8 protein-coding genes are annotated in these 13,282 nt (G+C 71.1%); 5 read left to right on the top strand and 3 right to left on the bottom strand.

The features are described from left to right. Positions 1-445: 445 nt before the first annotated feature. Positions 446-1,984, top strand: coding sequence for an AMP-binding protein (locus ACIGXM_RS32960; protein ID WP_396567450.1), 1,539 nt, complete (start codon positions 446-448; stop codon positions 1,982-1,984). Between the two features lie 312 nt (positions 1,985-2,296). Here ACIGXM_RS32960 and ACIGXM_RS32965 read toward each other — a convergent pair whose 3' ends face one another. The 3 genes from ACIGXM_RS32965 to ACIGXM_RS32975 form a co-directional block, all read right to left on the bottom strand. Next, positions 2,297-2,770, bottom strand: a complete 474-nt coding sequence (locus tag ACIGXM_RS32965) for a GNAT family N-acetyltransferase (protein ID WP_396567452.1) — start codon at positions 2,768-2,770, stop codon at positions 2,297-2,299. 318 nt (positions 2,771-3,088) lie between these two features. Then, positions 3,089-3,535, bottom strand: a complete 447-nt coding sequence (locus ACIGXM_RS32970) for a hypothetical protein (protein ID WP_396567454.1) — start codon at positions 3,533-3,535, stop codon at positions 3,089-3,091. 1,018 nt (positions 3,536-4,553) lie between these two features. Then, a complete protein-coding gene (locus tag ACIGXM_RS32975; protein ID WP_396567456.1) occupies positions 4,554-5,249 on the bottom strand; it encodes a hypothetical protein in 696 nt (231 codons plus the stop codon). Between the two features lie 887 nt (positions 5,250-6,136). Between ACIGXM_RS32975 and ACIGXM_RS32980 the strand changes: the two genes are divergently transcribed. From ACIGXM_RS32980 to ACIGXM_RS32995, 4 genes are read left to right on the top strand one after another with little or no spacing between them, the layout of a single operon-like run. After that, positions 6,137-7,000, top strand: coding sequence for a TauD/TfdA dioxygenase family protein (locus tag ACIGXM_RS32980; protein WP_396567458.1), 864 nt, complete (start codon positions 6,137-6,139; stop codon positions 6,998-7,000). Between the two features lie 11 nt (positions 7,001-7,011). Next, a complete protein-coding gene (locus tag ACIGXM_RS32985; RefSeq protein WP_396567460.1) occupies positions 7,012-7,554 on the top strand; it encodes an FcoT family thioesterase in 543 nt (180 codons plus the stop codon). Continuing rightward, complete coding sequence (locus tag ACIGXM_RS32990; RefSeq protein ID WP_396567462.1) at positions 7,551-7,904, top strand: acyl carrier protein; 354 nt, start codon at positions 7,551-7,553, stop codon at positions 7,902-7,904. Before ACIGXM_RS32985 ends, ACIGXM_RS32990 begins: the two co-directional genes overlap by 4 nt. 31 nt (positions 7,905-7,935) lie before the next feature. Next, positions 7,936-13,221 (top strand): SDR family NAD(P)-dependent oxidoreductase, encoded by a 5,286-nt coding sequence (locus ACIGXM_RS32995; RefSeq protein ID WP_396567464.1) that lies wholly within the window; start codon positions 7,936-7,938, stop codon positions 13,219-13,221. Positions 13,222-13,282 lie beyond the last annotated feature (61 nt).

A 13,282-nucleotide genomic window follows, 5' to 3' on the forward strand; every position in this document is an offset into this window, starting at 1 on the left:
GAAGTAACCACACCCCACCACCCCCACCAGCCACACCCACGCTCAACGAGCCGGTGGCCCCCGCCCCCAAGGCACGGGACCACCGGCTCACCCACGCCCCCAAAAGGACCCGGAACCACCGACCCACCCACAGCACCCAGAGGGAACCACCACCCCACGCACCGCCTCCCCCTCCCTCAACGGACGCGAGCGAGCCCGTTCTCACCCCCGCCCACCACCGCCGCCACCCACCAGGGGTCACCGGCCGGTCACCCAAGCGCTTGATCTCCTGTAGGGATACGATTACCGTACGTATGGTTGCCTTGGGCAACCAGCCCAAGGGGGGTGGGGCATACCGAGGTCCCGCCCGACGTGGCGGCCCGTCACCACAGGCCACCACCAAAGAACATGACGATGGCCGGCGAGCACGGGGAGCGCACGCCGACCACAGAAGGGACCGGCCGTCATGCCCGGCGATACCCAGCAGTTCCGCACCTACGTCGAAGACAGCCTCGACGCCCTCGCACAAAACCCCCACCACGAAGCCGTCGTCCACGAGGACCGGCGCATCAGCGCGGGCGAGCTACGCGACCTCGTCTACCAAATGGCCCACGCCATGCTCGCCCAAGGCCTGGGCCGCACCAAGACCGTCACCCTGCTGAGCGGCAACCTGCCCGAAACGATCGCCGCCCGCTACGCCGCCAACCTCATCGGCTGCACCGTCAACCACCTCTACAACAAACTCTCCGCAGAGGTGCAGGCCGCGATCGTCACCGACGTCGAAACCGCCGCACTCATCGTCGACCCACGCCTGGCCGAACGAGCCGCCGAACTCACCGCCCTCGCCCCCGTCCCCACCATCCTCACCCTCGGGAAAGCGAACATCGGCGACGACCTCCTCACCCTGGCCGCCGAACAACCGACCGACCCCATCGCCACCCTCGCCCACCCCGACGACGTCATCAGCATCCGCCACACCGGCGGCACCACCGGCCACCCCAAGGGCATCTGCAGCACCTTCGGCCAAGCCGCAGCCTTCCGCGGCGGTCTCGAAGACTCCGAACAGACCGAACGCCAACTCGTCTGCACCACCCTCGCCCACGCCGCCGGGCACCTCACCGACCACACCCTAGCCGCCGGCGGCACCGTCGTCCTCCTCGAGGACTTCGACCCCGCCCAGGTCCTCGCCACCATCGAACGCGAACACATCACCCGCCTGTTCGTCCTACCCCCGCTCCTCTACCAACTCCTCGACCACCCCACCCTCCCCACCACCAACACCTCCACCCTGCGCACCCTCATCTACGGCGGCTGCCAGGCCTCCCCCGCCCGCCTCACCGACGCGCTCCACCGCCTCGGCCCCGTCCTCTTCCAGTTCTACGGCCAGAACGAAGCCGGCGGCATCAGCACCCTCGCCACCACCGACCACGACCCCACACGCCCCGACCGACTCCGCTCGGCCGGCAAAATCCTCCCCGGCGTCGAAGTCGAAATCCGCGACCCCCAGGACAACGCCCTGCCCACCGGCGAACTCGGCGAAATCTGCGTACGCTCCCAAACCGTCATGCAAGGCTACTGGAAGCAACCCGAACTCACCGCAGAAGTACTCCGCGACGGCTGGCTCCACACCGGCGACCTCGGCCACCTCGACAAGGACGGCTACCTCACCATCGTCGACCGCCTCAAGGACATGATCATCGTCGTCGGCGGCCACGTCTACACCACCGAACTCGAAGACCTCCTCAACACCCACCCCCACATCCAACAGAGCGCCGTCTTCGGCGTCCCCGACACCGACAACATGGAACAAATCCACGCAGTCATCGTCACCAGCCCCAACACCACCATCAACGAACAAGAACTACGCGAAATGGTCCGCCAACAACGCGGAGCCATGTACGAACCCGCCCACATCACCCAAACCCACACCCTCCCCCTCACCGACGCTGGCAAGCCCGACAAGAAACTCCTCCGCCAGCAGACCCAGAACACCCCCACCAACTAAACACCCGCACCAGCACCCACCCACCCCATCGGTGGCCGATGATGCTGCCGGCGTCCGTGGGTGGAGTGGGAACCGGTGCCCGGTGATCGCCCGGCGGATCCAGACCGACAGGCGAAGTGGGGGTAGGACGCCAGGGCCCGACCGATCACGCCGTGTCCGCCGCGGTCGGGTCGTGGCGTCGCCGGGGTGCGTTCAACGAAACGCCCTCGGTGCCGTGCGGACTCGATATCCGCAGCGAGGAGGGCGTCCGCTGGAAAGGGCGTCCGCTCGCCAGCGCGGCGTAATGCCTCCGACTCGACCGGGTGGAACGGCCTACCTCGCGCTCTCCGGTGTCCAGCGAAGCGTCATGTCGGGCAGGTTCTCCATGTTGCGATCGCCATCGTTGGTGTCGAGGACGGTGAAACCGTGGCGCTCGTAGAACGCGCGGGCCTCGATGTTCTGCTGAAAGACGTGCAGGGACACCCCGTCGGGGCTGTGCCGCCTGACCTCGTCGAGCAGTAGCGTGCCGATTCCCCGCCGACGGACATCCGGACGCAGATAGAGGTGCTCGAGCACGTCACCATCGAGGGCCGCATAGCCGGTGATCTCCGCATCTCGCACGGCGACCCAGGTACGACATTGCTCGAGCAGGACGTCCCGGACCCATCGGGTCACCTGCTCGTGATCGCGCTTCTGCGGGGGCAGATAGGGCATGGTCGCCGACCGGGAGGTCATGTGGATCCGCGCGATCACGGCCGCATCGGCGTCCCCCGCGCATCGGATCCGGGTCTTGCCGTCATCACTCACATCGGGAACCTACAAGGCGGACAAGGACTCGGTCCAGCGGCTGTCCCGGCGAAGCCGTGCGAGTCGCGGCACCGGGGAACGGCTCCCGCCTCCCACCGGTCGGGCGCCACACCCAGCCCCGCACCGAGGTCGCGTGCCGGCCGTCGGCGACGTACGCGATCACGTCTGCTGCCCGTTCCGCCGTCACCTGCCCGAGGACAGCACGGACCGGATCCACCCGGCCACACCGCTCCGGCGAACCACCAGCCATCGCACGACCGTTGGCGCGCGACCGCGGCACCGCTTCAAGGGACACGACCTGCTGACACGCCTAGCAGGTCACCAGCGGTCGATGCCCATCACCTTCGCGGCGTCGTGAATCGCGTTGTAGTGCGGGATCGACATGTCGGACTTCTTGTCCTTCGGTGGCAGATGCCTGTCGGCCGCCCGGAACTCGTCACGTGCCTCGGCGAGCAGGCTGGTTCCGTGGCTGACCGGCACGTCGCCCTTCCCGTGGACCGGGTGCGACTTGGCCGCGGTCTGACTTCCGGCCTTGGCCAGGATGCTTCGCGCCTGGTTGTACGCGGCGGCTTTGATCGTCTTCGGGTTCCGCTTCTCCCCCAGCGCACGCGCGCCGGTCGTCAAGGGGGCGTTCTCGGTGACGGCGGGGGTGACCGCCGGGGCCGAGCCTGTCACAGCGGCGTGGGAGGACGTCGGCACAGCTACCGAGAGCAGGGCGACGGCAACGAAGGTACCCAGGGTGGTGGTGATACGTCGAGCGTTCATGATCTGCTCAACGGTCCGGCAGCAGGCAGGTTACGCCGCGTGGCGGTCTTTACCCCGGTGGCCCCCGGCGGCGACCTCGCGCGCAAGTCCGCGGCGCCGATGCGGCATTCCTGTCATGCGGCGGGATCACGTTCCCGGCGGGCACTGATCGCGCTGGTCCGGGCCCAAGTACCGCATCCGGCTCCGCACCGTCGGCTGGATGCCACGTGCGAGGTCGGAGAAGGCGAGGCGGGGCTGCCGGTCGTCACCGTGTGTCGAGGACGGGGTGGCCGTTTTCAGGAGCGTCGCTTCGCAGGAGCGTCGTCATCGTCACCTGTCACAGCCCTCCGGGCTAACCCGAGTGGCCCCTCCTCCGCCTCTCCCGGAGGATCACTCTCATGGACGTGTACGAAATGCGCGCCGAACACGAAGCCGGAGACCCACACGGCAGAATCCTGCACTGGCACATGGTCAGGGACCACAGCAGTCGGGCCATGTGCGGTCACGAGATCGTCCCTGATGCCGCATCGCAGTCCCCGGACACCTGGGGAACCCCGGCCGCGCAGCCCTTCTGCCACTCCTGCGGGGCCGCCTATCTCCGGCAGGTACCGCAGACCACCGGCAGACCACCGTGACGGACCTCAAGGCGCCGTCCCGCGCCCACTGACCCGGGCGGCCGCACCTCGCCGACCTGCCCGAAGTCAGCGCGGACCGGCGGGGCCGCCCCAGCGGCCACGTGCCGATCCGCACCAGGTGTAACCGACTCAGTGCACGACGAACATCTCGAAGTCGTTGCGCCCGTCGGCGAACGTGTGGATCCGACCGGCCGGCGCGGCCCGGTGGGCCGGTGCCGTGACCGCACGGGTTCGCCGGGTCGCCCGGTCGCGCGGCGAGGAAGCCGAAGCACCACACGGAACACCGACGTCGGGTGGGGGTGACAGCCTGGGCTGCCACCCCCACCCGATCCGCAGCTGGGCGCGGTCACTTCGGGCGGCTATCCGGGCTCGGAACGAGGCCCGGCCGCCCACTCCCCCAGTGCCTAGCCGGCCACCTGGTACAGGCCGCGGCCGACGCGCTGGACGCGGGAGGACTTCACGAGGCGCTCCAGCGAGGTCCGCACGGTGTTCATGCCGGCGGTGCTGTCGGCCCGGCCCAGCGCACCGGCGACCTCACGGACCTTCACCGGACCGGCGACCGCCGCCAGGTGCGCCACGATCGCCTCCGACACGCCGGACGCACGCTGCGCCGGAACCGACACCACGGCCTTGGCCTCGACCACGGCGGTCTTGCGAGGCGAGCGAGTGGCCGCCTTGGCCTTCACCGGTGCGGGCTTGTGCGCACGGGTCTTCTTCACCGCCTTCTCCTTCACCGCCTTCTCCGCCGCCCGGACAGCCTTGACGCCCCCGGTCTTCGGTGCGGCGGCCGGCTTCGGTGCGGCGGCCGGCTTCGCCGCCCGGGCCGTGCGGGTGCGGCCGCGCACGGCCTTCGGTGCCGGCTGCTTCTCGACCTCCGTGGCCACGGCAGCGCTCCCGGCGGCGGTTGCCTGCTGGAGGAAGGAGGCGTCCGTGAGCGATCGCAGACTCGTCAGAGCGGCGCGCGCCGCTTCCAACCGCTCGGAGGCCGCGTTCAACTCCGCCTCCAACCGGCGCTGGTCCTTCTCGAGCAGCGGCAGCTCGCTGTCGAGCAGGGCGATGGTCGTCTCGACACCATCGTGGATCCGGGGCTTGGTTGCCATGTGGCCTCACTTCGTCGTGCCGTCACCGCCACCACGGGCGGACAGCGACGGATCTACGGGGCAAATACCGCGCAAGTGTATAGACCGCCATTGATCCCCCGCTCCACCCGGGCGAGACGATGGGCGGCCCGCGAAACGCGGTGGGCCGCCGACGCGGACCGCGCGGCAGGACCTGGGCCCGGAGCTGCCCGATCGGGCAGCCGGCGACGCGGTGCGCTGCCGAAAATAGCAACGGTCCATTGATTCGGATATTCCAGCCGCTCAATGACCCTCCGTCGGCGAAGAAATCCCCCGTCCGCTTCCGGGTCATCCGGTGGTCACCACCAGGGCATCCTTGGTTCATTCTGACCGCCCTCGGAAGGTTGACGATCACCTGGCGCCTCTGGCAGGGTCTCACCCGTGCTGAAAGGAACCACTCCCGCCGAGAATTATCAATTAGATTCCTTTCTCGGTACCGAGTCACGAATGACGACCTTCCCGTTCGTCATCACTCACCCGGAGCGGACCCAGCCACTTCCGTTACACCCGAGCACCGCCGGCCCAACGGTGACGCGCTCTCACTGAGCTTCGTCCGGCCACCGGTCACACGTCATCAGATCGCCGGCACGAGAGAAGACTTCGCCGTCCGGAGCCCGATCTGTCGGGCGGCCCGTCCTTGGCGCCCCCGCGAGTCCGGTGATGCCGCGACCAGGACATCGAGTGACCCGGCCGCCGGTCGGGCGCAGCCGTGCCGCTCGATCCGACCGCGACGGCGTCAACCTCCGGTCGATCTGTGACGGACCCGTTCCACGCGCCCGCCCCTCGGCGGTGGAACCGCCATCTGCTTTCTTCTTTCGCCACCGTGAAGGGATAGTGACGTGATCTTTACGCGCCAGCCGGGAAATTCCATGGGCGTGACCGTGGAGCAGTTCGACGCCGCCGGGGCCACCGCCGAGGACATCGCGTCGCTCAAGGAGCTCGTGTACCGCGAGCGGATCGTCGTCCTGAAGGGTCAGGACATCTCGGCCGCGGAGTTCGTCGAACTCGGCAGGAGGTTCGGGAAGCCCGAGGTCTACTACGAGCCGATGTACCGCCACCCCGAGCACGAGGAGATCTTCGTCTCCTCGAACGTCGCCACCGCCGACGGCCGGGTCGGGGTCCCCAGGACCGGCGAGTTCTGGCACGCCGACTACCAGTTCATGCCGCGCCCGTTCGGCCTGACCATGGTCTACCCCCAGGTGGTCCCCGCCCAGGAGCGCGGGACGTACTACATCGACATGGCCAAGGCCTACCAGCGGCTCTCACCCGAACTGCGGGAGAAGGTGGACGGCACCGTCGCCCGGCACAGCGCCCGACGGTACTTCAAGATCCGTCCCAGCGACGTCTACCGGCCGATCCAGGACGTGCTGGAGGACATCGAGCGCAAGACGCCGCCGGTGAGCCACCCGACGGTCTTCGAGCACCCGGTCACCGGTGAGCCCGTCCTGTACATCAGCGCCGCGTTCACCTACGCCATCGAAGGGCGCGAGGACGACCTGGTGACGGAGCTGCTGACCGAGAGCGGCCAGCTCGACGCGAGCTTCGAGCGCGAGGACATCCACCTCCAGTTCCTGCACAAGGGCGACCTGTTGATCTGGGACAACCGCGCCCTCGTCCACCGGGCCCGCCACGCGGACACCTCGGAGCCCGCCGCCTCGTACCGGATCACCGTGCACGACGAGCACCCCTTTCACCCCGCTCTCGCCGAGCGCCCGGCCACCGTGGCGCCGTGAGGGGGACGGAGATGACGAACAGCGTCGAGGCGCCGCCCCTGCTCGAGCGGGTGCTCCGGCCCTACAAGCCCGACTGCCGGTACCTGCGGACGGCGGAGGTGGTGAGTCCGGGAGACCTCTTCCAACAGGAACCCTTCGTCCAGCGCTACGAGTTCGGGATCGACGAGTCCTGCTACATCGACGACACCGGGCACTTCAACGCGGTGGAGTTCAACATCTGCTTCAACCAGATGTTCTACCTCGCGGCGGCGACGCTGGTGGCCGACAGCACCCCGGGGCCGTTCGCGCACTGGACCCTGGAGCACTTCTGGGAGCGCCAGTTGCCGAAGATCCTCATCACGGACTTCAGCAGCCGATTCCGCCGGCCGATCGGCGCACGGAGCTTCTCGGGTGAGCTCCGGCTGACCAAGGCGGTCCAGCGCGGTGCCCGTGACGCCAAGCCGGGGATGCTGATCCTCTCCACCGAGTGCCGCTTCTGGGACCTGGGCGGAGGGGCCGCCGAGGGGAAGGTCGGGATCGTCGTGCTCGATCCACCGGCCCTGGAACAGCGGTGAGCGGCGTCGTCCGCGGCGCGACCGAGGACACGGCCGCCGACGCCACCGACGACCGCGGGCGCTTGCGGTCGTTGCCGAGGCCGGACCGCCCGACGGCGCTCCTGGAGATCGTCTGCGCGGAGATCCGGACCGCCCTGCTGATGGACGAGGACGAGTACCTCGCCACGGACCAGAGCATGTTCGAGCTCGGACTGAGCTCGTTGCTCGCCGTCGAGGTGCTGGAGCGGCTGGCGGAGCGGCTCGGGTGCACGGTCAGCAGCACCGCGCTGTTCAGCTACCCGACCGTCGCCGGGTTCTCGGACTTCCTGGGCAGCACGGTCATGCCCGACCTCTTCGGGGCCCGGCCCTGACAACAAGCTTCACGGAAAGGATGTGATCTCGGTGTCGAACAGTCTTCCGGACTGGTCCGAGCCGATCGCGATCGTAGGGGTGGGCCTGCGGTTCCCCGGCGACAACGACACCCTGGAGGGGTTCGGGGAGTTCCTGGCCGCCGGGCGATCCGGCACCGGGCCGATTCCGGAGGACCGCTGGGACGTCGCCGCGCTCTTCTCCGCGGACCCCGCCGATCGCGGCAGCGTCCGGACGGCGGGCGGCGGCTTCCTCAGGGACCTGGCCCGGTTCGACGCGAGGTTCTTCAACATCTCGCCGAAGGAGGCCCAGTTCGTCGACCCGCAGCAGCGTCTCGTGCTGGAGTGCGCCTGGTCCGCGCTGGAGCACGCGAACATCGACCCGGCCGCACTGCGGAACGGGGACGGCGGCGTGTACGTCGGCGTCAGCTGTCTGGACTACGTGCTGGAGCTCGGCGGCCTCGCCCTGGACGAACTGGACGCGGCGATCGGCACGGGCACGGCACACAGCGCGGTGTCCGGTCGGCTCTCCTACTTCCTCGGTCTGACCGGCCCGTCGATCAGCGTGGACACGGCCTGCTCCTCGTCACTGGTCGCCCTGCACATGGCTGCCGAGGGCCTGCGGCGCGGGGAGTGCTCGATCGCGCTGTGCGGCGGAGTGAGCGCGATCCACCAGCCGTTCAGCCACATCGTCCTGTCGAACGCGAACATGCTGGCACCGGACGGCCGGTGCAAGACCTTCGCCGAGGCGGCGGACGGCTACGCCCGCAGCGAGGGTTGCGGGATGATGGTGCTCAAGCGCCTGTCCGACGCGCGGCGGGACGGCGACCGGATCCTCGCCGTGGTGCGCGGCAGCGCCATCCGCCAGGACGGCGCGAGCGGCGGACTGGCCGTCCCCAGCGGTACCTCCCAGGCCGCGGTGATGACCGCGGCGCTGGAGCGCGCCGGTCTCGGGCCGTCCGAGGTCCGGTACGTCGAGGCGCACGGCACCGGCACCGCCCTGGGCGACCCGATCGAGATGGGCGCGATCAACGCGGTCTTCGGCGCGGCCCGCAGTCACCACGATCCGCTCAGGGTGGCCTCGGTGAAGACCAACATCGGGCACATGGAAGCGGCCGCCGGTATGGGCGGCATCATGAAGACCCTGCTCCAACTGCGCGAGGGTGCCTTCTACCCCCACCTCAACCTCGACACGCCCTCACCGCACATCCCCTGGCACGCCTATCCGGTGACGGTGCCGCAGACCGCTGCCCCGTGGCCGGACGAGATCCGGCGCGCGGTGGTCAACTCGTTCGGGTTCGCCGGCACGGTGGCCTCGGTGGTACTGGAGCAGGCACCCGAGCCCCAGCGGGCAACGCCGGAGGACGCCGCGCCCGACGGTGCCCACGTGCTGACCGTCTCGGCGAAGACCGACGGCGCGCTGCGTGCCCTGCTGCACGACTACCGCAGGCACGTCGAGGCGCACCCGGAGCTGTCGGTGCGCGACCTCTGCTACACCGCCAACGTCGGCCGGACCGCCCACGACCTGCGCACGGCCGCGGCGGTCCGCTCGCGCGAGGAGCTGCTCCAGGTCCTCGCGCGGGAGGCCGGCGCGCAGCCCACCACCGGTACCAGGCCGGGCCGGATCGGCCGGACCGCCTTCGTCTTCGCCGGCCAGGGAGTGCCGTACGCGGGTGCCGGCGCCGCGCTCCACGAGGCGTTCCCGGTGTTCCGCCGGCACCTGGACGAGTGCGACCGGCTCTTCTCCCAGGAACTCGGGTTCTCGGTCCGGGAGCTGCTGCTGACGCCGGGCCGGGACGAAGCGGCGGACCGGCGGACGCTGCGCGCCCAGCCGGCGCTCTTCTCCTACGAGTACGCGCTGGCCCGGCTCTGGCTGGACCTGGGGGTCCGGCCCTCGGTGATGATCGGGCACAGCCTCGGCGAGCTGTCCGCCGCCGCGGTCGCCGAGGTCCTCCCGCTGCCGGACGCGGTACGGCTGGTGGCGACCCGGGCACGGATCATGCAGAGCGTCGACGCGGCCGGCGGGATGACCGCGGTGATGGCACCGGCCGAGAAGGTGGCCGAGTTCCTGACGGATGCCCCACGGGTGGCGATCGCGGCCGTCAACTCCCCGCACCAGTGCGTCGTCTCCGGTGCCGCCGACGAGCTCGCCGGTGTGGTCGAGGCGCTGCGCGCCGACGGGGTGGTGACCCGCGACCTGGGAGTCTCGCACGCCTTCCACTCGCCGCTGATGGCCGCGGCGGCCGAGGAGTTCCGGGCCGCGATCGCCGGCTTCACCTTCCGGGAGCCGGTCTTCACGCTGGTCTCGACGGTGACCGCGGAGGTGGCGGACCCGGCCGAGCTGGCCTCGCCCGACTACTGGGCCCGGCAGCTGTGTGCTCCGGTCGACTTCGCCGGTGGCCTGCGCACGATCGACCGGAGGGGCGCACACGCCTTCCTGGAGATCGGGCCGGGAGAGACCATGACCGCGCTGGCCAAGCGGTGCGTCCCGCGCGAACGGCACCGTTGGCTGGGCGGTCCCCGGGCCGCGGACCCGGCCGGTGAGGTGCTGCGGGTGCCCGCGGCCCGTGCCTTCGCGGCGGGCCTGACCGTCGACTGGCAGCGCTTCCACGCCGGCCGGCCGGGTCGGCTGGTGGAGCTGCCGGGCTACGCGTTCGAGCGGCGGCACTACTGGGTGCCGACCTCGAAGACCGCGTTCGGCGGTGGTGGCGGGACCCGGATCGGTCACCCCCTGTTGGGACACGAGGTCACCCCGACGGCGGCGGACCCGGCCGGTGTGCGGGAGTTCGCCGCGGCACTCGGCAGTTCCCGGCCGGAGTACCTGCGTGACCACGTGGTGCTGGGACAGGCCGTCTTCCCCGCGGCCGGGTTCGTCGAGCAGTTCCTCGCCGTGCAGCACGCGGTCTTCGGTGCGACGGACCGTCAGCTCTCGGACCTGGTCATCCATGAGCCGCTCTTCCTGGGCCCCGACGCGGTGACCGACGTGCGGACGCGGCTGCGGACGCGGCCGGACGGTCGGGTGTCCGTCGAGGTCGTGAGCCGGGTCGGGGACGACTTCGAACGGCGCCACGTTTCGGCCGAGCTCCGCGTGCCCGACCAGCACCAGGACCCGCTGCGCTCGCTCGCCCGGGAACTGGAGGAGCAGGCGGCGGCGCTCGACCCGGCCGACTGCACCGAAGCCGGGACGGACCAGGTGTACGCGGTCTTCGCCGAGCTCGGCCTGGAGTACGGCCCGGAGTTCCGACGGCTGACCCGGGTGCGTCGGGCGGGCCGGACCGCGGTGGCCGAGCTGCGCGGCGACCCGCGGCCGGGGCCGGGCCACCTCCCGCCGGGGATCCTGGACAGCGCGCTCCAGGCGACCAACGACGGCCACACCTACCTCCCGCTGAGCATCGGGGAGTTGCGGCTGCTGCGCGAACCGCGCGGCGAGGCACTGCGGACCGTCAGCCGGATCACCGCGGTGGGCGCGGGGCACAGCACGGTCACCGCCGACCTCGTGCTCGCCGACGCGCACGGGCCGGTACTCCTGGTCCACGGCCTGACGGCCAAGCGGGTCGAGCACGATCGCTCGGGCGGTCCGGGGCTGTTCCACGAGGCGCGCTGGGTCGAGCGGGAACCGGCGGACGGCCCCACGGACGGCGGACGGGAGGTGGTCGTGGTCGGCACGGCGCCGGGCGCGTGGGACGAGCTGGTGGCCAGCGCGGCCGGCAGGGGTGTCACGCTGACCCGAGCGGACGGGCCCGAGCACGCGGCCCGGCTGCTGCGCGAGCGGCCGGCGGACCTCTGCTGGTTCTGGCAGGGCACGGATCGGCCTCGGGACGCCGGGCCCGACGTGGCGACGCTTCGGGCGGAGTGCGAGCGCAACTACCGTGAGCTGCTGGCCCTCGTGCAGCTGCTCGCGGCCGACGGGACGGCCCCGGCCGAGCGGTTCTGGCTGGTGACCAGCGGTGCCCGGGCGGGCACGCCGGGCACGCCGGTGCCCGCCGCCGCGACGCTGTGGGGCTTCGGCACCACTCTGCGGACCGAGTACCCGGCGTACGGCGTCACCCTGCTGGATCTCGACCCCGCGACCGACCCCCACCAGGTACTGGCCGACGAGTGGTCGGCGCCGGAGGCGGACGAGTCGCAGATCGCCTACCGGTCCGGCCGACGCCGGGTGCGGCGGATCCTGCCGCTCCAGGACGTGCCGGCCCCGGCCGGCGGGGCCGAGCCGGCGGGGCCGGTGCTGGATCCCGAGCACCTCTACCTGATCACCGGAGGCCTGGGCGGGCTGGGTCTGGCGACGGCCGGGAAGCTGGCCGCGGCCGGGGCGCGTCACCTGGTGCTGGTCGGTCGCCGGGAGGTCCCGGCCGAGGCCCGGGCGGCGCTGCGCGGGCTGCTGGGCGAGGGTGTCACCGCCACGCTGGTGCGGGCGGACATCGGCACCGCCGCGGGCGTCGAGCGGATCATGGCGACGCTGCGCGAGACCGGCCGGCCGCTCGGCGGTGTCATCCACGCGGCCGGCGCGCTCGCCGACGTGCCGATCGTGGGGATGTCCTGGGAGCAGTTGGACACGGTGTTCGAGTCCAAGGTCTACGGCAGCCACCTGCTGCACCAGGCCCTGGAAGGCGCCACCGACCTGCGCTTCTTCGTGGGCTTCTCGTCGCTCTCGGTGGTGATCGGGCCGGTGGGACAGGCCAACTACGCGGCGGGCAACGCGTTCCTGGACGAGCTCATGGTCCGGCGTGTCGAGGAAGGCCGGCCCGGCCTGAGCATCAACTGGGGCCCCTGGGCCGAGATCGGCATGGCGGCCGCGCTCAGTGCCGACCGGCTGGTGGCCCTGGAACGCGGCGGGGTGACTCCGCTCGCTCCCGAGGAGGGGACCGAGGCCCTGGTGGCGCTGCTCGACCGAGCCGGCCCGACCGCCATCGTCGGACGGTGCGACTGGGACCTGCTGGCCGCCGGCCGCCCGGGCCGGGAGGGGCTCTACCAGCGCGTCGCCACCGCCGGTCGGGCTCCGGTCCGGCGGACCGACCTGACCGCGCTGAAGGCCCTGCCGCCGGCCGAACGGCTTGTCTCGATCACCGAGTTGGTGCGTGCCGAGGTGGCCAGGCTGCTGCACTTCGAGCGGGTGGAGGAGGTGGGGACGGAGAGCGGCTTCATCGAGCTCGGCCTGGACTCGCTGGTGGCGATGGAACTCAAGAACGCGCTGGAGTCGGTCTTCCAGCGCCCGATGCCGGCGGCGGTGCTCTTCGAATCGCCCTCGGTGCGCGGAGTCACCGAGTACCTCGCCGCCCGCTGGGACGAGGACAGCGCGGACGAGCCGGCCGCCGCCGGCTGAGCCCGGTCCGGACCGCGACGGCCCGCCGGTTCCCCGCGGACCGGTGGGCCGGCCGGAGGCG

The sequence above is a fragment of the Kitasatospora sp. NPDC052896 genome (genome assembly GCF_044547075.1).
Classification (GTDB): Bacteria; Actinomycetota; Actinomycetes; order Streptomycetales; family Streptomycetaceae; genus Kitasatospora.

Excerpts from the sequence above, each read along its gene's own strand:
- ACIGXM_RS32960 (WP_396567450.1), top strand. The coding sequence starts at position 446 with ATGCCCGGCGATACCCAGCAGTTCCGCACCTACGTCGAAGACAGCCTC.
- ACIGXM_RS32970 (WP_396567454.1), bottom strand. The coding sequence starts at position 3,535 with ATGAACGCTCGACGTATCACCACCACCCTGGGTACCTTCGTTGCCGTC.
- ACIGXM_RS32975 (WP_396567456.1), bottom strand. The coding sequence starts at position 5,249 with ATGGCAACCAAGCCCCGGATCCACGATGGTGTCGAGACGACCATCGCC.
- ACIGXM_RS32980 (WP_396567458.1), top strand. The coding sequence starts at position 6,137 with ATGGGCGTGACCGTGGAGCAGTTCGACGCCGCCGGGGCCACCGCCGAG.
- ACIGXM_RS32985 (WP_396567460.1), top strand. The coding sequence starts at position 7,012 with ATGACGAACAGCGTCGAGGCGCCGCCCCTGCTCGAGCGGGTGCTCCGG.